The sequence below is a fragment of the Roseomonas sp. FDAARGOS_362 genome, from assembly GCF_002754815.1.
Lineage (GTDB): Bacteria > Pseudomonadota > Alphaproteobacteria > Acetobacterales > Acetobacteraceae > Roseomonas > Roseomonas mucosa.
Genome location: NZ_CP024588.1, coordinates 1856149 through 1879440 on the forward strand (window position 1 = coordinate 1856149; position 23292 = coordinate 1879440).

The window sequence follows — 23292 nt, forward strand, 5'->3', positions numbered from 1 at the left end:
ATCCGCCAGGACTCTTCGGGCCCTGGGCCAGATGAGTTGGTTCTGTCTGACGCCGGATCGCGCCGGAGAGGCAGAGCCCCCCCCGGGCCGGAACCCGAACAGCCGCCACTTCAGATCGCGAAGTTCAGCGGCTCCGTGGAGGGACGCTTGAGGCCGCGCGCCTGGGCGCGGCGCAGCAGGTCGTCCAAGGTCATCCCTTCCAGGCGCTCGCGCAGCAGGCCTTCCATCTCGCCCCAGAGCGGCGCCACCACGGCGGCCTGGAGCTGCCCGGTCATGTCGGGGCTTTCCTCCTCCTCGGCCACGGCGGACACCACATCCCAGAGGCGGATGTCGCGCGATCGGCGGGCGAGGCGGTAGCCGCCGCGCGGGCCGCGGGTGCTGTCCAGCAACCCGGCACGGGAAAGCGCCTGGAAGACCGGCTCGATCCCCCGCTTGGCCGCGCCGAGGCGGTCCGCGATGTCCCCGCCGCTCGCCACCTCCGCGCCGCGCCCGACATGGAAGGCGACATCCAGCATCACGGAGATGGCGGTGAGGGCTCGATCCTGTTTCAGCAGCATGGGCGCAACAACATGGGGTGGAGGCCGTTCCTTATCCCTGATGCCCCCTAAAATACGCCGCCGCACCGTGGTAATCCAGACGGCGCGATGAAAGAAGACATGACGTCCCCCTCCCCCGCCCTGCCGGAGGAACGATTCCACGCCGAACAGAGCCAGCCGAGGGGGCGGATGTACGACAGCGTGCTCGACCTCGTGGGCGCCACGCCGCTGGTGCGCCTGCCTCGGCTGGAAGCCGCCGAGGCCCTGCCGGCGCGCCTGGCGCTGAAGCTGGAGTTCTTCAACCCGCTCGGCTCGGTGAAGGACCGGATCGGCTTGGCCATGGTGGAGGCCGCCGAGCGCCAGGGGCTGATCCGCCCCGGCCATTCCACGCTGATCGAGCCCACCTCCGGCAACACCGGCATCGCTCTGGCCTTCGTGGCGGCCGCCAAGGGCTATGCCCTGACCGTGGTGATGCCCGACGGCGCCTCGGTGGAGCGGCAGAAGATGATCCGCCTGATGGGCGGGCATGTGGAGCTGACGCCGGCCCGGCGCGGCATGTCGGGCGCCATCGCCCGGGCCGAAGCCATCGCCGCCGCCACGCCGGGCGCCTGGATTCCCCGCCAGTTCGACAACGAGGCCAATCCCGGTATCCATGCCGCGACCACGGCCGAGGAGATCTGGGCCGATACCGGCGGCGCGGTGGATGCCATCGTCGCCGGGATCGGGACCGGCGGCACGCTGACCGGCATCGCCCGCACGCTGAAGCCGCGCCGGCCCGGCCTGCGCATCGTCGGGGTGGAGCCGCGCGAGAGCGCCGTGCTGTCCGCCGGGGACGATCCGGGGCCGCACGACATCCAGGGCATCGGCGCCGGCTTCAAGCCGGGGGTGCTGGAGCTGGAGCGGGTGGACCAGATCCGCGCCGTGGGCGAGTCCGACGCCATGGCCATGGCCCGCCGCTGCGCACGGCTGGAGGGCCTGCCGGTCGGCATCTCCTCTGGCGCCGTGCTGCACGCGATGGTGGAGGTGGCGCGGGACCCGGCAATGGAGGGCCGGCTGGTCGTCGGCATCGCCGCCTCCTTTGCGGAACGCTACCTTTCCACGGCGCTGTTCCAGGGCCTTTAGGGCGGCCCTTGGGGCGGCCCCGTCCGCACGCTTCGGCGAGGCCCCCGAACCCCGGCCGCCATGCCGCGTTGGCGACGGGTGACACCCAGGGGGAAGACGGACGGCATGGCCGCACAGGAACCGCTGCGCCTCGGCTTTCCCGTCAAGCTGATGGGCGCGCCGGAGATCCGGAGCAACGACACGCGGCGCTGGCAGAGTGCGCCGCATCTCCGTGTCTCGCTGGAATACATGCATCAGGCGCTGGACTATCTCGCCCGGCACGGCATCCGCATGTACCGGATGTCCTCGGACCTCGCGCCCTATGCCACGCACCCCGACATGCCGCAGTTCCACGGCATGATCGCGGAAAGCGACGCGGAGCTGCGCGCCTTCGGCGCCAGAGCGCGGGCGCTGGATATCCGGCTTTCCTTCCATCCCTCGCAGTTCATCGTGCTCAACAGCCCCGATCCGGTGCTGGTGGAGAAGAGCATCCGCGACCTCGCCGCCCAGGCGGAGATGCTGGACCGCATGGGGCTCGGCCCGGAGGCCGTGCTGGTGGTGCATGTCGGCGGCACCTATGGCGACGTGCCGGCCAGCCGGGAGCGCTGGGTGCGCTGCTGGGAGGAACGGCTGCCCGAGCCCGTGCGGCGCCGCCTGGTGCTGGAGAACGACGACCTGCGCTTCTCCGCCGCCGACGTGATCTGGATTCACGAGCGGACCGGCGTGCGGCTGATCTTCGACCACCAGCACTTCTGGTGCCTGAACCCGGAAGGGCTGGCGATGCGCCCGGCGCTGGAACGCTTTCTGCGCTCCTGGCCCGAGGGGGTGCGCCCGAAATGCCACTTCTCCTCGCCGCGAACGGAATTGCGGGAGATGCAGCGCAAGGACCGCCGGACCGGCAAGAACAAGACCGTGCTCGTGCCGCCCGTCTGGACGGGCCACGCCGACTACTGCAATCCCTTCGAGTTCATCACCTTCATGCGCCTCGCCGAAGGGCTGGAATTCGACGTGATGCTGGAGGCCAAGGCCAAGGACCTGGCGCTGATCCGGCTGCGGCCCGACCTGCTGCGCTACGCCCCCGATGTCGCGCTGCGCTTCGGCCTCCGGCCCGAGGAGGCGGGCCGCCTGGATGCCGAGGAAGCGGCGTTGCTGGAGGAGGATATCCCGGCCGGGACCTGACCTCCCTGCGGGCGCCCTCTACCGCACGGCGATGCTGCCCTGCAGGTGCGCGCGCATCCGTTCCGCCGCCAGGGGGCGGTCGCCCAGTTCCAGCGCATCGAGGATGCCGAGATGCTCGCGCGCCGCCTCATGCGCGCGCTCCCGGTTCAGCAGGTGCAGCCCGTAGAGATGGCGCAGGCGGTTCTGCATCTCCACCGCCTGGATGACGAAACGGTTGCCGCAGCCCTGCGCCAGCGCGAGATGGAAGGCCGCGGCGCCCTCGTAGAAACGCGGCACGTCCTCCTCCCGCCATTGCCGCCGCAGGGCGACCTCCTGGCTCTCCCGCATGGCGGCCATCCGGTCGGCGGACAGGCTGAACCGTGGCTCCAGCAGCGCGGCCGGTTCCAGCATCAGGCGGAAGCGGTAGGAAGCCACGCGCTCCTCCTCGCTCGCGAAACCTACGCTGAGCCGCCAGCCATGGCCGCGGTTGCGCGTGGCGATCCCCACCGCCTCCAGATGATGCAAGGCTTCCTGCAACGCCGTGCGGCTGGCCCCGGTCCTTTGCCGCAGCATCCGCTCCGACACGTCCTCGGGCAGATTTCCGTCGCGCCGCTCACGTGCGATCCGCAGCACCAGGCGGGCGGTCTCGTCGGCAACGTCGAGGCGCGCCGGATCGTAGTCGGGATCGAGGATCCTGACGGAACGCCCCTCGGTGGCCACGACGCCGAGACGCTCCAGCAGGGCGAGCGCGGCCAGGACCGGTGTGCGGCTGACGCCGAATTCCCGGGCGAGGCCGAGGCGCGACAGGCGATCGCCGGGCCGGGCGCCACGCGCGCGCAGCCGCAGCAGGATGTCCCGGGCGAGGTCGCGGTGGAACGGGGATGCGCTTGCATCGGGCTCAGTCATCATCAGCGGCATAGCCGCTTCCGTTCCGGAAAACGACCGTTCCACCCTCTGTGGCAGCCCGTTCATGCTCACACTGTGATGAGATCACGCCCCGGGCGGTTGTCACGCAGCCCGGGCCCGACGCGACGGCTTCTCAGCCCTCTTCCAGCTCCCGCGAAAGTCGCAGCAGGTCCCGCGAATGCGCGTGATGCGCCTGCCCGCTGCGAAGGTCCGATTCCGTGAGCAGATCGACGATCTCGCCGTTCTGCATCACCGCCAGCCTTTCGCAGATCTGCGCCACCACGGAGAGGTTGTGACTGACGAGCAGAAAGGTCAGACCACGCGCGGCGCGCAGGTCGGCGAGAAGGTTCAGCACCTCCGCCTGCACCGAGACGTCGAGCGCGCTGGTGGGTTCGTCGAGCAGCAGTACCGACGGTTCCGCGATCAGCGCGCGGGCGATGGCCACGCGCTGGCGCTGGCCGCCGGAAAGCTGGTGCGGGAAGCGGAAGCGCGCCGCGCGCGGCAGCGCGACCTCGTCCAGCGCCCGCACGATGCGCTGGTCCACCTCGCCGATGCCGTGGATCAGCAGCGGCTCGGACAGCAGGCGGTCCACCGTCTGGCGCGGATGCAGGGAGCCATAGGGGTCCTGGAAGACCATCTGGACGCGGCGGTGGAACTCCCGGTCGCGCCGCCGCCCGAGCGGCTTGCCGTCCACCATGACCGTGCCGGACCAGTCCTCGTTCAGCCCCGCCAGGGTGCGCAGCACGGTGGACTTGCCGGAACCGCTTTCCCCGACGAGGCCGAAGCTCTCGCCCTGGCCAACGAAGAAGGAGACGCCCTTCACCGCATGAGTGCTGCCGAAGCGGACATGCAGGTCGCCGACCTCGATCACGACGCGGCTCCTCCATGATGGACGGGAGCCTGCGGCTCCAGCCAGACCGGATCGCGCGTCAGCACCGGCAGGCGGCCGCGCGGCCTGGCCAGCGAGGGCAGGCAGGCCAGCAGGCCACGCGTATAGGGATGCTCCGCCTTGTGCAGCTCGGAGGCCTTCAGCTCCTCCATCACCTGCCCCGCATACATCACCAGGATGCGGTCGCAGAAATGGCTGACCAGCGGCAGGTCGTGGCTGATCAGCATCAACGCCATGCCGCGGCTGTCCACCAGATCGCCGATCAGGCGCAGGATCTCCGCCTGCACCGAGGAATCCAGCGCGCTCGTCGGCTCGTCGGCGATCAGCATGTCGGGTTCCGGCGCCAGCATCATGGCGATCATCACGCGCTGCCCCATGCCGCCCGAAACCTCGTGCGGGTAGGACTCCAGCACGCGCTTCGGATCGCGGATGCGCACGCTCTCCAGCAGCGCCAGCGCCCGGTCCCGCGCCTCGCCCCGGCCGACGCGCTTGTGCTGGCGCAGCGCCTCGGTGATCTGGCGGCCGATGGTGATCACCGGGTTCAGGCTGTATTTCGGATCCTGCAGGATCAGCCCGATACGGCCGCCGCGCAGGCGCCGCATCTCCCGCTCCGGCGCCTTCAGGATGTCGGTGCGGCCGAAGCGCAGCGCATCGGCCTGCACATCCGCGCTGCCGGGCAGCAGGCGCATCAGCGCGCGGCCGGTCACGGACTTGCCGGAGCCGCTTTCCCCCACGATGCCGAGCTTCTCCCGGCCCAGGGTCAGGGACAGGCCGCGCACGGCGGGCGTGACGCCGGTGGCGGAGGCAAAGGCGACCCGCAGGTTGCGGATCTCGACGAGGGGTTCGGCCATTCCCGCCTTTCTAGAACAGCACCGCGCGGAGGGGAATTCAGGCTTTCGCGTCACGTCCGGCGTTGCGCCATCCCAGGGGACAAGGCTCCCCTCCCCCGGAGCTGGGTGCAAAGGCGCCCCCTACCCCGCCCGCGTCGTACCGGCCGGCCCGTGCTGCGCCTCGTGCAGGCGGCGGTAGATCCCGCCGCGCGCCACCAGATCGGCATGGCGGCCCTGCTCGGCGATGCCGGAGGCGTCCACCACCACGATCCGGTCGGCGTTGCGGATGGTGGCGAGGCGATGGGCGATCACCAGCGTGGTGCGCCCCTCGGAGAGCTCGGCCAGCGAGGCCTGGATGGCCCGCTCCGTCTCGGTGTCGAGGGCGGAAGTGGCTTCGTCCAGGATCAGGATCGGCGGGTTCTTCAGGAAGATCCGGGCGATGGCGATGCGCTGCTTCTGCCCGCCCGACAGCTTCACCCCGCGCTCGCCCACCACCGTGTCCAGCCCTTCCGGCAGGGCGGCGATCATGGCCTCCAGCCGTGCGCGCCGTGCCGCCTCGCGGATATCCGCCTCGCCGGCATCGAGGCGGCCATAGGCGATGTTCTCCCGCAGCGTGCCGGAGAAGAGGAAGGCGTCCTGCTGCACGATGCCGATCTGCGCCCGCAGCGAGGCCAGGGTCATGCGGCGGATGTCCATCCCGTCGATGGTGATGCGCCCGGTATCCAGCTCGTAGAAGCGCGGCAGCAGCGAGCAGAGCGTGGTCTTGCCGGCGCCGGAGGGGCCGACGAAGGCCACCGTCTCCCCGGCTCCGATCTCCAGGTCGATATCGCGCAGCACCGGCTTGTCCGGCGTGTAGCCGAAGGAGGCGTGCTCGAAGCGGATGTCGCCGCGCAGCGGCGGCGCCGGCACGGCATCGGGCGCATCCGCCACGTCGGGCCGGGTTTCCAGCAGCTCGATGTAGCGGCGGAAGCCGGCGATGCCCTTGGGATAGGTCTCCAGCACCGCGTTGATCTTCTCCACCGGCCGGAAGAAGACGCCGACCAGCAGCAGGAAGCCGACGAAGCCGCCGGCCGTGAGCTCGCCCCGGATCACGAAATAGGCCCCGGCGACCATCACCACCATCTGCGTCAGCCGCATGCCGAGATAGGAGATGGACAGGCTGGCCGCCATGATGCGGTAGGCCTGCAGCTTGGTATCGCGGTAGCCCGTGTTGTCGCGGGCGAAGAGCGCCCTCTCGTGATCCTCGTTGGCGAAGGCCTGCACCACGCGGATGCCCCCGACATTCTCCTCGATGCGCGCGTTGAAGGCGCCGACGCGGCCGTAGATGGCGCGCCAGGTGCGGGTCATGCGGCTGCCGTAGTGGGTGGAGATCCAGCTCGTCAGCGGCACGATCACCGCCGTCATCAGGGCCAGCGGCATATTGACCCAGAGCATCAGCGCGAAGGCGCCGAGGAAGGTCATCACCGCGATGAACAGGTCTTCCGGCCCATGATGCGCGACCTCGCCGATCTCCTCCAGGTCCTTGGTCAGCCGGCCCACCAGATGGCCCGTCTTCTGGTTGTCATAGAACCGGAAGGAGAGCTTCTGCAGGTGGTCGAAGGCTCGCCGCCGCATCTCCGTCTCGATATTGATTCCGAGCATGTGGCCCCAGTAGTTCACGATGGCCATCAGCCCGGTATTGGCGAGGTAGATGAAGATCAGCCCCGCCGAGGCCAGCAGGATCAGCGGCCAGTCCTGCCGCGGCAGGAGATGGTCCACGAAGGCCCGCACCGCGATGGGAAAGCCCAGTTCCAGCAGGCCCGACAGCACTGCGCAGCCGAAATCCAGCAGGAAGAGGCGCCGCCAGGGGCGGTAATAGGCGAAGAAGCGACGGAGCATGGGGCGGGGACTCACGGCGGCGCGGCGGGGACAGGGGTGCAGAACCCCGTTGCGGGGGAAGCGTCAAGCCCGTCCCTGCCCGGCCAGCGCGACGGCATGGCGAGTGTTTGTATCGCCTTCGCATCACAGAACTGTTATACACGCTCCGATTGCGGATATTTCCAGACTCGTCACCTCACCTGCCACCTCTGCTGTCCGGGATGACATGCCGGTCGCCACACCAGAACGCACAACCCCACTCCAGATCACCACGGACCCGGAGATCGCCCCATCCGGCCCACGGCTGGTCGAGCGGCTGAACGGCGGACCGGCGGGCAACGGGTGGTCCGGCCACAACTTCTCGCTGGAAACCATCCCCCTCCTGCGGGAGGCGCTGATGCTCCTGCCGCAGCCGCTGATGGTGACCGACCCGGAGATGCGGCTGGCCCTCACCAACCACGCCTGGCAGGACACCTTCCCCGTGGCCGCGGCGGATATGCTTCCCCTTGCCCCTGTCCAGCCCATCATCGAGCGCATTGCCGCCACGGGCGAGTATGGCCCGGGGTCCTCGATGCGCCATGCCGCCTTCCGCAAGGAAGCGATCCGCAGTGGCCACCGCTTCCAGCTCGAACGGCAGCGCCCCGGCGGGGTGCACCTGCTGGTGGCCGGCTGCCCCATGCCGGGGGGCGGCTACCTCACCCTGCTGACCGACATCTCGGCGCAGCGGCAGTCGCCGGATGCCCTGGCCTTGCGAAAGGAGCTGGAGGCCCTGCGGACCGCCAACCGGGAACTGGACCGGCTGGCCGCCACCGATCCGCTTCTCGGCATCGCCAATCGCCGGGGCCTCATCCGCTTCGCCATGGCGGAGGCGGCACGCCTGGGCCGGGAAGGTGGATCCTGCGCGCTGATGCTGCTCGACCTGGATCATTTCAAGGCGATCAACGACCGGCATGGCCATGCCGGCGGGGACCTCGTGCTGAAGGCGGTGGCCGCCACGCTGCGCGGCGCGCTGCAGGAGGGGGACCACCTCGCCCGGCATGGCGGGGAGGAGCTGGTCGCCCTGGCGCCGGGCGCCGGCGCGGCCCAGGGGCACGAGATCGCGGAGCGGCTGCGCGCGGCGCTTGCCCATACCCCCGTGGTCCTGCCCACCGCCACGCTCGGCGTCACCGTCTCGGTCGGCGTCACCGTCTGGCAGGCGGGCGAGGGCTTCGAGGAGGCGCTGATGCGGGCCGACCAGGGCCTCTACCTCGCCAAGCGGGCGGGCCGGAACCGGGTGGTCTACGTCCCCGCCTGATACCGGATCACGCGCGGGATTGGCGGGGCGGCCGCGCGCCGGGGGGAAACCCACACCACCTCAGCGCTGCTTCGGGTCCAGCACGTCACGCAGTCCGTCGCCCAGCAGGTTGAAGGCGAGGCTGGCCACGAAGATGGCGATGCCCGGGATCACCGGCACCCACCACTGCTCCAGCACGAAGCGGCGCGCCGTCGCGATCATCGTGCCCCATTCCGGCAGCGGCGGCTGTGCCCCCAGCCCCAGGAAGCCCAGACCGGCGGCGGTCAGGATGATCGAGGCCATGTCCAGCGTCACCCGCACCGTCAGGGAGGGGATGCACATCGGCGCCACATGCCGCAGCACCACCCGGATCGGCGAGGCGCCGGACAGGCGCACCGCGGCGATGTAGTCGGTGCGGCGGATGGTCAGCGTTTCCGCCCGGGCGAGGCGGGCATAGGGCGGCCAGGCGGTGAGGGCGATGGCGATCACCGCACTCTCCACCCCCGGGCGCAGGGCGGCCACGAAGGCCAGCGCCAGGATCAGCCGGGGAAAGGCCAGGAAGACATCGGTGACGCGCATCAGGATGCGGTCCCAGATCCCCCCGGCATAGCCCGCGATGCAGCCCACCACGAGGCCGAGCGGCGCCACCAGCACCACCACCGCGACCACCATACCGAGCGTGATCCGCCCACCATAGAGCAGGCGCGAATAGACGTCGCGCCCCAGCTCGTCCGTGCCCAGCCAGTGCTGCGCCGACCAGGGCTGCAACCGGTTGGCGAGGTCCTGGATGTTCGGGTCGTGGGTCGCCAGCACCGGCGCCAGCAGCGAGAGCGCGAGCAGCAGAACCACCACGATCAGCCCGGCCATGGCCAGCGGGTTGCGGCGGAAGGCCAGCCAGGCCTGGTAGCGCTGCCCCCAGGCGGCCTGGCGGCGGGATTCCGGGGCCGGCGAGAGCAGCCAGGCGCGGGAGAAGGTCTTGGCGGTCATCGCACGCGCGGGTCCAGCAGGCGGTAAAGCAGGTCGGAGAGCAGGTTCAGGACGACATAGATCAGCCCCACCACCAGCGTCGCGCCCAGCACCGCGTTCATGTCGGCATTCATGAGTGAGACGGTCAGGTACTGGCCGAGCCCCGGCCAGGAGAAGATCGTCTCGGTCAGCACCGCCCCTTCCAGCAGCCCGGCATAGGTGAGGAAGACCACCGTCACCAGCGGCACCGCCACGTTGGGGAAGGCATGCCCCCAGACGATGCGGAAGCCGGACAGGCCCTTGGCCCGGGCGGTGGTCACGTATTCCGAACGCAGCTCCGCCAGCATGAAGGCCCGCGTCATGCGGGCGATATAGGCGAGCGAGAAGAAGGCCAGCACCCCGGCCGGCTGCGCCAGATGCGCCACGGCGTCCCAGAACACGTCCCACTCCCCGGCCAGCGCCGCGTCGATGGTCAGCATCCCCGTGTGGACGTCGATCATGTCCTGGTAGGCGACGTTCTGTCGCCCCGGCCCCGGCAGCCAGCCCAGCTTCGCATAGAAGACCAGCAGGCTGACCAACCCCAGCACGAAGACGGGGATGGAATGCCCCGACAGGCTGAAGAGCCGCACCGCCTGGTCCACTGCCCTGCCCTGCCGGCTGGCGGCCCAGACGCCGAGCGGCACGCCGATCAGCACCGCCAGGATGATCGCCACCGTGGCCAGTTCGAAGGTCGCCGGGAAGAAGTTGGCGATGTCCCGCGTCACGGTGTTGGAGGTCATCACCGACCGGCCCAGGTCGCCATGCAGCAACTGGCCCAGGTAGCGGACGAACTGCACCGGCAGGGGCTGGTCGAGGCCCAGCTCCAGCCGGGTCCGCTCCACCACGTCCTGCGGCGCGCGGTCGCCCACGATGGCGATGACGGGGTCGATCGGCATGACCCGCCCGATGAAGAAGGTCACCAGGGTCAGGCCGAACAGGGTGATCGGGACGCTGGCAAGGGTGGCCGCCAGCGCCTTCAGGCGTGCGCGGCCGGGGCTCAACGGAGCCCTCCTCCGCGCGAGGAATGGGGTGTCACGATTTGCTGATACCGGCGTAGGAGGTCTGGTCGCTCATCACGCCGAGCCTCATGCCCGAAACCCCGGCCCGCGTCACGGCCACTTCGATCGCCTGGAGCAGGATGACGAAGGGGCTGGACTGCTGGTGGTCCCGCTGCAACGCCTCGTAGAGCGCGGCCCGCTTCTCCCCGTCGCCCTCGCGCAGCGCCTCGACCGTCCGCTTCGACAGGTCCGGGATGGGCCAGGAGGCCCGCCAGGCCAGGGTCCGGTTCCGGGCGTCGTCGCTGTTGTCCGTGTTGATGCTGAAGGCCTCGGCATTGCTGTGCGGGTCGAAATAGTCGCTGCCCCAGTAGACCAGGGCGATGTCGTGCTGCCGGGCGCGGGTCTTGGTGATCACCTGCCGCTGCTCTGCCGGCAGCATGCGGGCGCGGATGCCGATGGCGGCGAGGTTGGCCTGGATCGCCTGGGCGATGTCGGCATAGGGCGAGACGGAGAAGTAGTCGAAGCCGATCTCGAACCCCTCCGGATGCCCCGCCTCGGCCAGCAGGGCCTTCGCCTTCGCCACATCGGCCTGGAAGGGCTTCTCGGTCAGCGCGCCGGGCAGGCCCTCGGGCAGGAAGGCCTGGTGGACGGCATAGGTCGAGGGGACGATGTTCTTCTGGATGCCGGCATAGTCGATCGCCCACTTGATCGCCTGCCGCACCTGGGGCTTCGCCAGAAAGGGGTTCTTCTGGTTCAGCGACAGGAACATCACCATCGCCCGCCGCTGTTCCAGGATGCGGAAGCGGTCATTGCCCTGCAACCCCTTGATCTGGTCGGCCTGCAGGTTGCGGGCCACGTCGTAATCCCCCTGCTGCAGCCCGAGGAGCTGTGCCGAGGGGTCGGCGACATGGCGGATCACCAGCCGCTTCGTCTTCGGCGGCGTCTCGCTGTGCGGATTGGCCTCCAGCGTCACGCTGTCGCTGGCCCGCCAAGCGCGCAGCATGAAGGGCCCCGAGCCCGCGGAGTTCTGCTTCAGCCAGGCATTGCCGAAATCGCCATTGGCCTCATGGGAGGCGACCACGGCCTTCTCCACCACAGCCCCCACATTGGCGGAGAGGCAATAGAGCAGGAAGCTCAGCGAGGCGGGCTCGGCCGTGGCCAGCACCACCGCGTCCGGCGCCGTGGCGCGGATCATCCCCGCCACGTTGTCCTTGGTATAGCCGAACTGGTTGATGATGAAGGCCGGGCTCTTGTTCAGCGCCACCACGCGCTGGAGCGACCAGGCCACATCCTCCGCCGTCACCGGCTTGCCGGAGGAGAAGCTCGCCCCCTTCCGCAGCCGGAAGGTGAAGCTCTTGCCGTCCGAGGAAGCCTCCCAGTGCTCGGCGAGGTCGCCGGTCAGCTTGGTCGGGTCCTTCTCGTCGTTGCGGACCAGCTTCTGGTACATGTTGCCGCAGAGCTCGTTGCCCGAGAATTCGAAGCTCTCGGCCGGGTCCAGGCTGATGATGTCGTCGATCTGCTTGGCGATCACCGCCACGCCGGGCGGCGACTGGGCCAGGGCGGAACCCTGGCCCGGCAGCAGCGCGGGCAGGGCCAGGGCGCCGGCGGAGCCGGCCAGCAGGGCACGTCGGGTGGTCATCGCTTTTGCCTCGGACCTCGCGGGGAAACCCGAGCCTAGCGCCCGGCGCGAGGCTGCCAAGCCTGTGCTTTCACGGAGGCCACCGGACCGGCGCCCACGGGGAGCGCCGGAGCCCGTCTCAGGCCTTCACGATCTCCACATAGCGGTGGCGGTCGTTCATCGGGCCCATGTCGAAGCCGCTCACGCCCTTGCGGCTGACCGAGACCTCGATCTCCTGCAACACGAAGGCGAAGGGGCCGTGCTCCTGCAGTTCCTTCTGGAGCTTCAGGTAGATCTCCGTCCGCTTCGCCGGGTCGCGCTCCTTCGCCGCGGCCACCACCTGGGCGGAGTATTCCGGGATCAGCCAGGAGGAGCGCCAGGCGGAGGTGCGGTTGCGCGCGTCGTCGCTGTTGTCCGTGTTGACCGCGAAGGTCTCGGCATTCGAGTTCGGGTCGAAGTAGTCGCTGCCCCAGCGGCTCATCGAGATCTCGTGCTGCCGGGCGCGGACGCGGGTGAGCACCTGCCGCTGCTCCGCCGGCAGCATCCGCACGCGGATGCCGATCTCGGCGAGGTTCGCCTGGATCGCCTGCGCGATGTCGCTGATGGGCGAGACCGAGGCGTAGTCGAAGGTGATCTCGAACCCGTCCGCGTGCCCCGCCTTGGCCAGCAGTGCCTTGGCCTCGGCGATCTGATGGCGGAAGGGCTTGTCGGTCAGCGCGCCCGGCAGCCCTTCCGGCAGGAAGGCCTGATGCACCGCATAGAGGTCAGGCACGATGTTCTTCTGGATGCCGTCATAGTCGATCGCCATCTTGATCGCCTGACGCACCTCCGGCTTGCTCAGGATCGGATGCTTCTGGTTCATCGCGACATAGAGCAGGCTGGCCTTGCGCTGCGACTGGACCTTGAAGCTGCTGTCCGCCTTGGTCTGCCGGATCTGATCGGAGCTCAGATTGCGCGCGATGTCGATGTCGCCGCGCTGCAGGCCGAGCATCTGCGCCGAGGGATCGGGCATGTGGCGCAGGATCACGCGCTTCGTCTTCGGCGCCACGGTGCTGTTCGGGTTGGCCTCCAGCGTCACGCTGTCGCTCGCCCGCCAGGCACGCACCGCATAGGGGCCGGAGCCCGCGGAGTTCTGCTTCAGCCAGGCATTGCCAAGGTCGCCGTTCTGCTCGTGCGACATCGCCACGGCCTTCTCCACCACGTTCCCCACCACGGCGGAGAGGCAGTAGAGCAGGAAGGTCGGCGCCGTCTCCTGCGCCGTCTGCATCACCAGCGTGCGCGGCCCGGTGGCGCGGATCATCTGCGCCACGTTGTCCTTGGTGTAGCCGAACTGGTTGATGATGAAGGCCGGGGTCTTGTTCAGGATCACCGCCCGCTGCAGCGACCAGGCCGCGTCCTCCGCCGTCACCGGCTTGCCGGAAGCGAATTTCGGCCCCTCCCGCAGCGTGAAGGTGAAGGTCTTGCCGTCCTCCGACGCCTCCCACTTCTCCGCCAGCTCGCCCACCAGCTGGGAGGGGTTGCTGTTCGGCGTGGTCACCAGCTTCTGGTACACGTTGCCGCAGATCTCGGAGCCCGTGTACTCGAAGCATTCGCCCGGATCGAGGCTGATCAGGTCGTCGATCTGCTTGGCGAAGACGATGACCCCGGACGGCGACTGGGCCTCGGCCCAGCGCGAATGGGTCATGGCGAAGGCAGCGGCGGCGGAGCCGGCCAGCAGCGCGCGGCGGGAGGCCATCATGTTGCGATCCGTTATCCAAATCGTGAAGACCGCTCCAGGATAGACCGCCCCGCGCCACCCCGCCATGGCCCGTTCGGGCGCCGGCGCCGGGGGCACGGAACGGGCATGCGGCTTTGCCGCTGGACCCGTGCCGCGCGCCATGGCACCGGCGGCGGCATGGAGTTCTGGCAATCCTTCTCGGCGGCGTCCGAGGACCCCGGCCCGCCCTACGGGCACCGCTTCCCCGCGCCGATGCCCGACGGCTCGCGCCTCTGGCTGCCGCTGCGCGACTATGGCGCCATCGCGGTGACGGGCTTCATCGCCAACCAGGCCTCCTTCGCAGTGGTACGAGCCCTGGCCGGCTGGATGGCCGAGGCGGCGCGGCCCCTGGGCGCGGAGGTGGTCTGCGGCCTGCCGACGCTGGGCCATGTCCTGGCCGCCCCGGTGGCCGAGACGCTGGGCCATTCCAACTGGGTCGCCGCCGGCTATTCGCGCAAGCGCTGGTACGGGACGGACGCCCCCTCGGTGCCTGTCTCTTCCTCCACCGCGACGGACGAGCGCCGCATCTGGCTGGACCCGCGCGTGCTGCACCGGCTCGCGGGGCGCCGCGTGCTGCTGGTGGACGACGTGATCAGCACCGGCAGCTCCGCCCTGGCCGGGCTGGCCCTGCTGGCGGCGGCGGGGGTGAGGCCGGTGGGCCTCTGCGTCGGCATGGCGCAGGGCGACCGCTGGCGCGCCTCCTGGCCTGTGGAGGTGCCGGTCGCGGCGGGCTTCGCCACGCCCTTGCTGCGCCCGGCATCCACGGGAACACCGGCCGGGACGGCAGTCAACGGGGCCCCTGGCACCGGGCCGGGCTGGGTGCCGGACGCAGCCACGCTACCTCCGGTCCTGCTGCCCGCGCCCCATGGCCTGGCCTGACCGCTCCCGCACCGGCTCCCACCAGGAAGCCTGGACCCGGGACATCTCCCGCGACAGGCGAGGCGGAAGCCGGGCTTTCCCGCATTCGTGACTTCACCGGTCCGAATTCTGTTGCGACGCACATTGCGATCCTGATGCACTGACTCCCCCTTGGTCATTCGGGAGTGTGCTGATGCGCCGTCGATCCCTGCTGATCGCTGGTGGGGCCATGGGCCTCCTGGCCCATCCCAGGCTGGCCCGCGCCGCGGAACCCGTCGACGTCGCCCTCGTGCTCGCCGTGGACGTGTCGCGCTCCATCGACGAGGACGAGGCCCGCCTGCAGCGGGAAGGCTACCGCAAGGCGGTCACCGATCCCCGCGTGGTGGCCGCGATCCGGGGCGGCATGATCGGCAGCATCGCCCTGGCCTATGTCGAATGGGCGGGCGCCGAGTACCAGAGGCTGGTGATCCCCTGGACCCAGATCGCCAGCCAGACCGATGCGGAGAACTGGGCCGGGGCGCTGGACCGCGCCCCGCGCCAGTCCCTGTCCTGGACCTCGATCTCGGGCGGCATCGACTTCTCGCACCAGTTGCTGGGCGACATGCCCTACGAGGCGATGCGCCGCGTGATCGACGTGTCCGGGGACGGGGTGAACAACAGCGGTCCGCCGGCCGAGGAGGCGCGGGACCGCGCCGTGGCGGACGGGATCGTGATCAACGGCCTGCCCATCATGAACGACCGCCCCGCCTATGGCCGCATGCCGCCTTTGCCGCTCGACCAGTACTACGCGCAAAACGTGATCGGCGGTCCCGGCGCCTTTCTCATCTCGGCCGCCGACTTCGACGCCTTCGAGAACGCCGTGCGGCGCAAGCTGGTCCGCGAGGTCGCCGGGCTGGATGGCCCCCGCATGATGCGCGGCTGAAGGCGCGGAGCCGCCCCACGCCGCCCCATGCCGACGGGGGGGGGGACCGCGGGGCAAGGCATCCGGTCCGCGCTCCCCTTCGCCGGACGCCCTCCAACCGGACACGGCCGGGCCGGCAGGGGCTCCGGGGCAGGGGAGGCCGGGCCTGCCCTCAGCGCGCCGTTTCCTCCGGCGAGATACCGAACGCCTCCAGACCCTCGGAGAGCAGGTCGCCCAGCATCTCCATGCCCGTGAGGTAGCTGGCCGCGTCGCCACGCTCGTTGCGTTCCCGCGCCAGGCGCAGCGCCTCCTCCCAGTCCTCGGCCTCGTAGTCGCCGCGCCCGATCCAGGCGAGGGCGATCAGCGCCGCCTGCTCGTCCTCGTTCAGCGCGGTGATCTGCTCCTCCAGCATCTCGGCGAGGCCCTCGGGATCGGAATCGTCGAGCGCCTCCTCGTCCTGCAGATCCTCGTTTTCCTCGTCCTCGACCAGCTCGTCCACCTGGCGGGCGGTGTCGATGATGCTCACGACGGTCGGAATCCCGATCCCGAGATCCAGGTCGTCGTCATTGTCGGGGCCGCCGGCGGGGCCGGTGCCGGTGGGGTCTGGGCGGTCGCTCATCGAGCCTACCTCTGCCGTTCGGGTTGCTGTGCCCGCCCAACGCCGAAACCAGGGCTTCGGCTTCGCGTTGGAAACGCCGATTGGAAATTGGCCACAGTCAATAGGATATGTGGCAGAATTACCATCTCAGGCGTGCGGAGTTGTATAACTGCAACAGCGGAGGGCAGACGGGATGCGGGTGGCGATGGCAGGGTTCTTTCTGATGATGTCGGGCGCGGCGATGGCCACTCCCGCGGGGTCCTCCGATGCCCCGATTCCGCCCCAGCCCGCCATGTCCTGCGACAGCGGCCTCGGTGCCCGGGGAACTGCCTTCGGCCTGCCGCAGGAGGTCGCCGCGCGCCGCACTCCGAAATCCCCTGCCAGTTCTCCCTTGCGCCCGCTGCCGCCCATCGAGGACGACGAGCCCGAGGCTACCCTGCGCCCCGCCTTCCATCTCTGCGCCGTTGGGCAGGAAGGGCCGCGCAAGGTCATCCACCGCACCTGACGCCCGGCGCCGGACCTCGCCACGCGACTCTCATCGCGGTCTCTTGACCGGGGAGGGCCAACTGGCATCCCTTGGGGCACCATGACCGACGCCCCTACCACCTTGCCGCCGGCCTTGCTGGACGCGCTCTCCACCCTGCTGGGCCCGCGCGGGCTCGTCACCGATCCCGCGGACATGGAGCCCTTCCTGTCGGACTGGCGCGGCCTCTACCACGGCGCCTCGCCGGCCCTACTGCGTCCGGCGAACACGGCGGAGCTGGCGGCGGCGATGCGGCTGCTCGGCCAGGCGGGCGTCGCCGTGGTGCCGCAGGGCGGCAACACCTCCATGGTCGGCGGCGCCATGCCGGACGAGAGCGGGCGGCAGGTGGTGCTTTCCCTGGCCCGGATGAACCGCATCCGCGACATCGACCCGGTGGACATGACCATGGTGGCGGAGGCCGGGGTGATCCTGAAGAACGCCCAGGACGCGGCCGCCGAAGCGGGCTGCCTCTTTCCGCTGTCCCTCAGCGCCGAGGGCTCCGCCACCATCGGCGGCGTGCTGGCCACCAATGCCGGCGGCAACAACACGGTCCGCTACGGCAATGCCCGCGACCTGCTGATGGGCATCGAGGTGGTCCTGCCCGATGGCAGCGTGATCGAGGGGCTGCGCCGCCTCCGCAAGGACAACACCGGCTTCGCCCTGCGCCAGCTCTTCGCCGGCTCCGAGGGCACGCTGGGCATCATCACCGCCGCCGTGCTGCGCCTCTTCCCCCGCCCCCGCACCACCGCCCTGGCCCTCTGCGCCATGGCCGACGAGGACGCGGCCCTGGCCCTGTTCCGCCGCTTCCGCGACCGGGACGAAGGCAGCGTCCGTTCCTTCGAATACATGTCCGGCGCCGGGATGGACTTCGTGACGAGCCTGATCGAGGGCGCGACCCTGCCCCTTGCCGGACGCGCCGATCACTACGTGCTGGTGGACCTCGCCTCCTCCCGCCCCGATGCCGACCTGCGCGGGCTGATGGAGGCGGTGCTGGAGGAGGCGCTGGAGGCTGGCGAGGTGCTCGACGCCGCCCTGCCGGAAAGCGAAGCCCAGGCCGCCAACCTGTGGCGGCTGCGGGAGGAACATGCCGAGGCCCAGAAGCGCGCCGGCGGGAATGTGAAGAATGATGTCTCCGTCCCGGTCTCCCGGGTGCCGGAGATGATCCGCCGCTCGGCCGAGGCCATGCGGGCCCTGGTGCCCGGCTGCCGCCCGGTGCCCTTCGGCCACATGGGCGACGGCAACATCCACATGAACGTGGTCCAGCCCGAGGGGATGGAACCCGCCGCCTTCATGGCCCGCGCCCATGACCTGATGGAGGCGGTGAACGCCGTGGTCCGCGACCTGGACGGCTCCTTCTCCGCCGAGCATGGGGTCGGGCGGCTCAAGACCGACATGCTGGCCGACTGGCGCGGCGGCGCGGAATACGAGGCGATGCGCCGGATCAAGGCGGCGCTGGACCCGCAGGGGCTGATGAACCCGGGTAAGGTCTTTCCGGGCTGAACCCGCCCGCCCCGGCCCCCGCAAGCGGCACCCATCTGCAACAGCGGGTTTCCGGGTTTCGCGAAGAAGCCATGACAAGCCTCGGAAAGGCCACGGAAAGGCTGTAGAGGCTGGCGGTTCCTGGGCGCCGATTTGCCGGCGCCCCCTCGGCTGGATAGGTTGCCCCCGCCATGTCACGGCTGGATCGTTACATCTTCCGCCAGCTCGCCGTCGCCCTCATCGCGGTCACGGTGGGGCTGGCGCTGCTCATCTGGCTGACCCAGAGCCTCCGCTTCATCGAGCTCGTGCTCGACCGGGGCCTGTCCTTTGCCGTCTTCCTGGAACTGACCGGGCTGCTGATGCCCTCCTTCTTCGCCGTGATCCTGCCGATCGCGACCTTCGTGGTGACGCTCTTCACCTATGTGCGCCTGTCCACGGACCGGGAGCTGGTGGTAATGCGCGCGGCCGGCCTGTCGCAGTGGCAGCTTTCCCGCCCCGCCCTGTACCTGGCGGCGATCGCCACCGGCCTCTGCTTCATGCTCCAGCTCTGGCTGGTGCCGATGAGCCACACCGCCTTCCGCACCTGGCAGTTCGAGATCCGCAACCAGATGGCCGCGATCCTGGTGCAGGAGGGGGTCTTCAGCAGCGTCGGCGACGACCTCACCGTCTATGCCCGGCTGCGGGAGCGCGACGGCACGCTGCGGGGGATCCTGGTGCAGGACAGCCGCGACGCCGGCGCCCCGGTGACCATCCTGGCGGAGGAAGGGCGCATCACCCAGACCCCGAGCGGACCCCGGGTGATCCTGCTCAACGGCCAGCGCCAGCAGGTGGAGCGCGTGGCCCCGCCCGCCGGCAGCCCCCCCGGAACCCCGCCCACCCTGCGCCTCGCGGTGCTCACCTTCGGCGAGAACAGCGTGGATCTGGCCCGCACCGGCCGGAGCGACGATGATTCCCGCAACCGCGATTCGCGGGAACGTTCGGTGAGCGAGCTGTTGCACCCCGACCCCGCCGAGAACCTGCCGGAGCGCGACATCCGCAAATTCTACGCCGAGGCGCACCAGCGCCTCTCGAATCCCCTGACCACCCTGTCCTTCGCCCTGGTCGGCCTGGCCACCGCCCTGGCCAGCGGCTTCCGCCGCCATGGCGGCGGCTTCGCCATCGGCGTCGGCGTCGGCACCGTGGTCGGGCTGCTGGCGCTCGGCCTGGCCGTGGGCAACCTCGCCGCCCGCAACAACGCCCTGGTGCCGCTGATCTGGCTGCACGCGGTCGGCCCCGGCCTGGTTTCCGCCTGGGTGCTGTCGGGCATGCCCGGCTGGCCGCGCCGCCGGCGGCTCGCCGCCGCATGAGCCTGCCCCTCACCTTCACCCTCTATGTGGCCCGGCGCTTCACGGCCATGGTCCTGGCCCTGCTGCTGGCGCTCACCGGGCTGGTCTCGCTGTTCGACTTCATCGAGCTGCTGCGCCGCGCCGCCACCCGGGCGGAGGCCAGCTTCGGCATCGTGGCCACGATCGGCGGGCTGCGCCTGCCCTTCATGGCCCTGCAGATCCTGCCCTTCGCCATGCTGCTGGGCGGCATCGTCGCCTTCTGGCGCCTGTCCCGCTCCTCGGAGCTGGTGGTGGCCCGCGCCGCCGGCATCTCCGCCTGGGGCTTCCTGACCGGCCCTGCGGTGGTGGCGCTGGTGATCGGCATCGTCGCCACCACCGGCATCTCGCCGCTCTCCTCCGCCATGCTGGCCCGGGCGGAACGGCTGGACGGCATCTACCTGCGCAACGCCTCCGGCATCACCGCCCTGGCGGGCGGGCGGCTCTGGCTGCGGCAGGCGGACCGGGCCCTGGACCCGCAGGGCGTCGCCATCCTGGCCGGGCGGCCGGCGGCGAACAGCAATCGGATCGAGCGCGCCGCCCTGAAGCTCGACGATGTCAGCGTCTGGCGCCTGTCGGGCGACGACAAGCCACTGGCCCGCGTCGAGGCGCCGCATGCGGAGCTGCAGAGCCATGGCGGCGTCGGCGAATGGGTGCTGGAGAACGCCGTGACCTTCGGGCAGGACCGCCGCGCCTCCGACCCCATGCGGATCGCCCTGCCCACCGACCTGACCCCCGCCCGCATCGAGGACAGCTTCGCCAGCCCCGACACCCTGTCCTTCTGGGCGCTGCCGGACTTCATCGGGGTGCTGGAATCGGCCGGCTTCTCGGCGGTGCGGCACCGCCTGCACTACCAGTCGCTGCTGGCCCTGCCGGTGCTGTGCCTGGCCATGGCGCTGCTCTCGGCCGGCTTCTCCATGCGCCAAGCCCGGCGCGGCGGCGTGGCGCAGATGCTGGGCCTCGGCGTGGCGGCGGGCTTCGCCCTCTTCGTTCTGGACCGGGTGGCGGGGGAGTTCGGCGAGACCGGCACCCTCCCCGTCGCCCTGGCCGCCTGGGCACCCGCCCTGGCCGGCCTGCTGCTGGCCCTCACCCTTTTGCTGCATCTGGAGGACGGCTGATGCGCCGACAGGCCTCACCCCGGGGAGCGTCCCGGGAGGCATCCCAGGAGGCGTCCCGGGGAGCCTTCCCCACCGCGTTCCGGGCCGCCCTCCGGCCCCCCCGCGGAAGGGCGCGGCGCCCGGCACTGCTGGGCGGCACGGCCCTCTGCCTGCTGCTCGCGGGACCGCTGGGCGCGCAGGAGACGGGCGGCACCCTGCCCATGGCCGGCGCCGGCACCACCGAGGTGCCCGCCGGAGCCCCGCCCGGCGCCAGCGCCCAGCCCTCGGCCGCGCCCAGCGCCGGCAGCGCCTTCGGCAGCCTGCTGGGCAGCCCGGCGGACCGCGACGCCCCCGTCACCTTCACCGCCGACCAGGTGGACTACGACGACAACAGCAAGGTCGTGACCGCCACCGGCCATGTCGAGGCCTGGCAGAACGAGCAGATCCTGCGCGCTGACAAGTTCACCTATAACCGCGAAACCGGCGTCGCCACGGCGGAAGGCAATGTCCAGCTCCTCCAGCCGGACGGACAGGTGCTCTTCGCCGACCGCGCCGAGCTGACGGGCAACATGAAGGACGGCGTGCTGGAAGGGGTGAGCGCCCTGCTCGCCCAGAACGGCAAGCTGGTGGCCAACGGCGCCCGCCGCACCGACCGCCCCGCCGGCGCCATCACCGACATGACGCGGCCGGTCTATTCGGCCTGCAACCTCTGCGCCGAGGACCCGACGCGCCCGCCGCTCTGGCAGATCCAGTCCCGCCTCGCCACCCGCGACGAGGAAGCCCAGCGCATCCGCTTCCGCGACGCGCAGGTGCGGCTCGACGGCTGGCCGGTCTTCTACTCGCCCTATCTCTCCATGCCCGACCCCTCGGCGCCGCGCTCCTCGGGCTTCCTCTCGCCCTCCTTCGGCCAGACGCGCTACCTCGGCGGCTTCGTCGAGCTGCCCTATTACTGGGCCATCGACGGCAGCTCCGACCTGACGCTCACGCCCACCGTCTCGACCCGCGTGCTGCCCTCGCTGGCCGCCCGCTACCGCCGGCGCTTCAACTTCGGCCAGATCGACATCCAGGGCTCGATCGGCGAGCTGGACGGCAACCAGACCAATGGCGAGAAGGGCGTCGGCAGCCATGTCTTCAGCAAGGGCAGCTTCAACATCGACGAGAACTGGCGCGTCGGCTTCAACGCCAACCGCGCCACCTCCGAGACCTATCTGCGCGCCTTCCGCTTCCCGACCCAGCGGGTGCTGACGAGCAACCTCTACGCCGAGGGCTTCTGGGGCACCGACACCTACGCCAAGATCGACGGCCGCGCCTATCAGGGCCTGCGCGACGTCGATGACGTGGGCCAGATCCCCTATGTCCTGCCCAACATCTTCGTCGAGCACGCCTTCCGTCCCGACAGCCTGGGCGGGCTGGCGACGATCGACACCTCCGACTTCTTCCTGTTCCGCACCGAGGGCACGGATACCCGCCGCCTTTCCACGCGCCTGACCTACGACCTGCCGCGCTACGGGTTGCTGGGCGACCTCTGGACCTTCAGGTTCCAGGGCGACGCCATGGGCTATTCCGTCAACGACTTCGACGATGCCCCCTTCCGCGCCTCGGTGAACAGCCGCGAGACGGCGACCGGCAATGTCCGCGCCGCCATCGACTGGCGCATGCCCTTCATCCGCTCCGCCGGCGCCTATGGCAGCCAGCTCATCGAGCCGCATGTGCAGTTCGTGACCGGCCCCGCCACCGGCCGCCAGACGCTGATCCCGAACGAGGACAGCCTCGACTTCGAGTTCACCGACGCCAATCTCTTCTCGCTGAACCGCTTCACCGGCCGCGACCGGCAGGAAGGCGGCTCCCGCATCGACGCGGCGCTGCGCTCGGCCTGGTTCTTCCCCAATGGGGGCCAGATCGAGGGGCTGGTCGGCCAGTCCTACCGCGCCTCCAAGGAGGAGGTCTTCGCGGCACGCTCCGGCCTGCGCGACGAGGTCTCCGACCTGGTCGCCCGCGTCCGCGTCTCGCCCACGCCCTGGCTGAGCGTGATCGGCCGCGGCCGCTTCGACAAGAGCAGCCTCGACCGGCAGATGATCGACGTCTCCTCGCGGCTCGATCTCGGCCCTCTGACGGGCGTGCCGGTCAGCACCACGGCCGGCTACTTCTACTCCGTGCCGAAGGACTACCTGACGCCCGCCACCTATCGGCGGGAGGTCTACGGCTCCGCCAACGTGAAGGTCGGCCAGCACTGGTCCACGGGCGCCTTCGGCCGCTACGACCTGGAGTTCAAGCGCGGCGTCTCGGTCGGCGCGAACCTCACCTACGAGGACGAGTGCCTGATCCTGGATACCCGCTTCTACAAGTCCTATGCCGAGCAGACCTCCGGCGCGCTCTATCCGTCCTCCACCACGGTGCTCATCCGCCTCGGCTTCAAGACGCTGGGCGATTTCGGCTTCCGCGCCCTCTGATGCCCTGCCTACCCGCCCTCCCCCTGCCCTTCCCGCCCCGCGGATCCGGTCCCCAGGCCCCGGGCCACGCAGCCGGCGGGCGGACCTGATCCCGGAAC

At 70.4% G+C, this 23292-nt stretch carries 20 protein-coding genes; 10 read left to right on the forward strand and 10 right to left on the reverse strand.

Features of this window, described 5'->3' with window-relative positions; all coding sequences use genetic code 11:
* Positions 1 to 110: 110 nt before the first annotated feature.
* Positions 111 to 557 carry an Rrf2 family transcriptional regulator gene (locus tag CTJ15_RS13525; RefSeq protein ID WP_019461645.1) on the reverse strand — a complete coding sequence of 149 codons (447 nt, stop codon included), beginning with the start codon at positions 555 to 557 and terminating at the stop codon, positions 111 to 113.
* 99 nt (positions 558 to 656) lie between these two features.
* On the opposite strand from CTJ15_RS13525, the gene cysK reads away from it, so the two are divergent.
* Both cysK and uvsE read left to right on the forward strand, forming a co-directional pair.
* Positions 657 to 1658, forward strand: a complete 1002-nt coding sequence (gene cysK, locus CTJ15_RS13530) for a cysteine synthase A (RefSeq protein ID WP_058389204.1) — start codon at positions 657 to 659, stop codon at positions 1656 to 1658.
* A 105-nt stretch (positions 1659 to 1763) separates the two neighbouring features.
* On the forward strand, positions 1764 to 2816 hold the full coding sequence (uvsE, locus tag CTJ15_RS13535; protein ID WP_058389205.1) for a UV DNA damage repair endonuclease UvsE: 1053 nt from the start codon (positions 1764 to 1766) through the stop codon (positions 2814 to 2816).
* Positions 2817 to 2834: 18 nt separating this feature from the next.
* Here uvsE and CTJ15_RS13540 read toward each other — a convergent pair whose 3' ends face one another.
* The 4 genes from CTJ15_RS13540 to CTJ15_RS13555 all read right to left on the reverse strand — a co-directional run bounded on the left by CTJ15_RS13540 (position 2835) and on the right by CTJ15_RS13555 (position 7298).
* Positions 2835 to 3701, reverse strand: coding sequence for a GntR family transcriptional regulator (locus CTJ15_RS13540; RefSeq protein WP_193009677.1), 867 nt, complete (start codon positions 3699 to 3701; stop codon positions 2835 to 2837).
* A gap of 133 nt (positions 3702 to 3834) precedes the next feature.
* Complete coding sequence (locus tag CTJ15_RS13545) at positions 3835 to 4572, reverse strand: ABC transporter ATP-binding protein (RefSeq protein ID WP_058389206.1); 738 nt, start codon at positions 4570 to 4572, stop codon at positions 3835 to 3837.
* Positions 4569 to 5441, reverse strand: a complete 873-nt coding sequence (locus CTJ15_RS13550) for an ABC transporter ATP-binding protein (RefSeq protein WP_019461651.1) — start codon at positions 5439 to 5441, stop codon at positions 4569 to 4571. The genes CTJ15_RS13545 and CTJ15_RS13550 overlap by 4 nt, the downstream gene beginning before the upstream one ends.
* Positions 5442 to 5561: 120 nt before the next feature.
* Positions 5562 to 7298: an ABC transporter ATP-binding protein gene (locus tag CTJ15_RS13555; RefSeq protein WP_075822860.1), complete on the reverse strand. Its 1737-nt coding sequence runs from the start codon at positions 7296 to 7298 to the stop codon at positions 5562 to 5564.
* Between the two features lie 205 nt (positions 7299 to 7503).
* Here CTJ15_RS13555 and CTJ15_RS13560 point away from each other — a divergent pair, with 205 nt between their 5' ends.
* A complete protein-coding gene (locus CTJ15_RS13560) occupies positions 7504 to 8571 on the forward strand; it encodes a sensor domain-containing diguanylate cyclase (RefSeq protein ID WP_058389208.1) in 1068 nt (355 codons plus the stop codon).
* 60 nt (positions 8572 to 8631) lie between these two features.
* Here CTJ15_RS13560 and CTJ15_RS13565 read toward each other — a convergent pair whose 3' ends face one another.
* The 4 genes from CTJ15_RS13565 to CTJ15_RS13580 all read right to left on the reverse strand — a co-directional run bounded on the left by CTJ15_RS13565 (position 8632) and on the right by CTJ15_RS13580 (position 13909).
* A complete protein-coding gene (locus CTJ15_RS13565) occupies positions 8632 to 9537 on the reverse strand; it encodes an ABC transporter permease (protein WP_027281042.1) in 906 nt (301 codons plus the stop codon).
* Positions 9534 to 10556, reverse strand: coding sequence for an ABC transporter permease (locus CTJ15_RS13570; protein ID WP_058389209.1), 1023 nt, complete (start codon positions 10554 to 10556; stop codon positions 9534 to 9536). The genes CTJ15_RS13565 and CTJ15_RS13570 overlap by 4 nt, the downstream gene beginning before the upstream one ends.
* 31 nt (positions 10557 to 10587) lie before the next feature.
* A complete protein-coding gene (locus CTJ15_RS13575) occupies positions 10588 to 12192 on the reverse strand; it encodes an ABC transporter substrate-binding protein (protein ID WP_058389210.1) in 1605 nt (534 codons plus the stop codon).
* 118 nt (positions 12193 to 12310) lie between these two features.
* Positions 12311 to 13909, reverse strand: a complete 1599-nt coding sequence (locus CTJ15_RS13580; protein WP_079253385.1) for an ABC transporter substrate-binding protein — start codon at positions 13907 to 13909, stop codon at positions 12311 to 12313.
* Between the two features lie 105 nt (positions 13910 to 14014).
* On the opposite strand from CTJ15_RS13580, the gene CTJ15_RS13585 reads away from it, so the two are divergent.
* Both CTJ15_RS13585 and CTJ15_RS13590 read left to right on the forward strand, forming a co-directional pair.
* Positions 14015 to 14806: a phosphoribosyltransferase gene (locus CTJ15_RS13585; protein WP_058389211.1), complete on the forward strand. Its 792-nt coding sequence runs from the start codon at positions 14015 to 14017 to the stop codon at positions 14804 to 14806.
* 172 nt (positions 14807 to 14978) lie between these two features.
* Positions 14979 to 15707, forward strand: a complete 729-nt coding sequence (locus CTJ15_RS13590; protein WP_037250073.1) for a DUF1194 domain-containing protein — start codon at positions 14979 to 14981, stop codon at positions 15705 to 15707.
* Positions 15708 to 15858: 151 nt separating this feature from the next.
* Here CTJ15_RS13590 and CTJ15_RS13595 read toward each other — a convergent pair whose 3' ends face one another.
* Positions 15859 to 16305 (reverse strand): DUF3775 domain-containing protein, encoded by a 447-nt coding sequence (locus CTJ15_RS13595; RefSeq protein WP_019461661.1) that lies wholly within the window; start codon positions 16303 to 16305, stop codon positions 15859 to 15861.
* Positions 16306 to 16576: 271 nt separating this feature from the next.
* Between CTJ15_RS13595 and CTJ15_RS13600 the strand changes: the two genes are divergently transcribed.
* From CTJ15_RS13600 to CTJ15_RS13620, 5 genes are all read left to right on the forward strand, one after another.
* Positions 16577 to 16789, forward strand: coding sequence for a hypothetical protein (locus CTJ15_RS13600; RefSeq protein ID WP_151904047.1), 213 nt, complete (start codon positions 16577 to 16579; stop codon positions 16787 to 16789).
* 81 nt (positions 16790 to 16870) lie between these two features.
* On the forward strand, positions 16871 to 18307 hold the full coding sequence (locus CTJ15_RS13605; protein WP_058389213.1) for an FAD-binding oxidoreductase: 1437 nt from the start codon (positions 16871 to 16873) through the stop codon (positions 18305 to 18307).
* 170 nt (positions 18308 to 18477) lie between these two features.
* The gene (gene lptF, locus CTJ15_RS13610; protein ID WP_019461664.1) at positions 18478 to 19632 is read left to right on the forward strand and encodes an LPS export ABC transporter permease LptF; all 1155 of its coding nucleotides are present in this window, start codon (positions 18478 to 18480) and stop codon (positions 19630 to 19632) included.
* On the forward strand, positions 19629 to 20765 hold the full coding sequence (gene lptG, locus CTJ15_RS13615) for an LPS export ABC transporter permease LptG (RefSeq protein ID WP_058389214.1): 1137 nt from the start codon (positions 19629 to 19631) through the stop codon (positions 20763 to 20765). Before lptF ends, lptG begins: the two co-directional genes overlap by 4 nt.
* The gene (locus tag CTJ15_RS13620) at positions 20765 to 23194 is read left to right on the forward strand and encodes an LPS-assembly protein LptD (RefSeq protein ID WP_226946133.1); all 2430 of its coding nucleotides are present in this window, start codon (positions 20765 to 20767) and stop codon (positions 23192 to 23194) included. The genes lptG and CTJ15_RS13620 overlap by 1 nt, the downstream gene beginning before the upstream one ends.
* The last annotated feature ends 98 nt before the right edge of the window (positions 23195 to 23292 follow it).

Coding starts and splice junctions, on each gene's coding strand:
- lptF (WP_019461664.1), top strand. CDS start 18,478: ATGTCACGGCTGGATCGTTACATCTTCCGCCAGCTCGCCGTCGCCCTC.
- CTJ15_RS13620 (WP_226946133.1), top strand. CDS start 20,765: ATGCGCCGACAGGCCTCACCCCGGGGAGCGTCCCGGGAGGCATCCCAG.
- CTJ15_RS13585 (WP_058389211.1), top strand. CDS start 14,015: ATGCGGCTTTGCCGCTGGACCCGTGCCGCGCGCCATGGCACCGGCGGC.
- cysK (WP_058389204.1), top strand. CDS start 657: ATGACGTCCCCCTCCCCCGCCCTGCCGGAGGAACGATTCCACGCCGAA.
- CTJ15_RS13565 (WP_027281042.1), bottom strand. CDS start 9,537: ATGACCGCCAAGACCTTCTCCCGCGCCTGGCTGCTCTCGCCGGCCCCG.
- uvsE (WP_058389205.1), top strand. CDS start 1,764: ATGGCCGCACAGGAACCGCTGCGCCTCGGCTTTCCCGTCAAGCTGATG.
- CTJ15_RS13600 (WP_151904047.1), top strand. CDS start 16,577: ATGTCCTGCGACAGCGGCCTCGGTGCCCGGGGAACTGCCTTCGGCCTG.
- CTJ15_RS13560 (WP_058389208.1), top strand. CDS start 7,504: ATGCCGGTCGCCACACCAGAACGCACAACCCCACTCCAGATCACCACG.
- CTJ15_RS13575 (WP_058389210.1), bottom strand. CDS start 12,192: ATGACCACCCGACGTGCCCTGCTGGCCGGCTCCGCCGGCGCCCTGGCC.
- CTJ15_RS13525 (WP_019461645.1), bottom strand. CDS start 557: ATGCTGCTGAAACAGGATCGAGCCCTCACCGCCATCTCCGTGATGCTG.
- CTJ15_RS13580 (WP_079253385.1), bottom strand. CDS start 13,909: ATGATGGCCTCCCGCCGCGCGCTGCTGGCCGGCTCCGCCGCCGCTGCC.
- CTJ15_RS13555 (WP_075822860.1), bottom strand. CDS start 7,298: ATGCTCCGTCGCTTCTTCGCCTATTACCGCCCCTGGCGGCGCCTCTTC.
- CTJ15_RS13605 (WP_058389213.1), top strand. CDS start 16,871: ATGACCGACGCCCCTACCACCTTGCCGCCGGCCTTGCTGGACGCGCTC.
- CTJ15_RS13540 (WP_193009677.1), bottom strand. CDS start 3,701: ATGACTGAGCCCGATGCAAGCGCATCCCCGTTCCACCGCGACCTCGCC.
- CTJ15_RS13590 (WP_037250073.1), top strand. CDS start 14,979: ATGCGCCGTCGATCCCTGCTGATCGCTGGTGGGGCCATGGGCCTCCTG.
- CTJ15_RS13550 (WP_019461651.1), bottom strand. CDS start 5,441: ATGGCCGAACCCCTCGTCGAGATCCGCAACCTGCGGGTCGCCTTTGCC.
- CTJ15_RS13595 (WP_019461661.1), bottom strand. CDS start 16,305: ATGAGCGACCGCCCAGACCCCACCGGCACCGGCCCCGCCGGCGGCCCC.
- lptG (WP_058389214.1), top strand. CDS start 19,629: ATGAGCCTGCCCCTCACCTTCACCCTCTATGTGGCCCGGCGCTTCACG.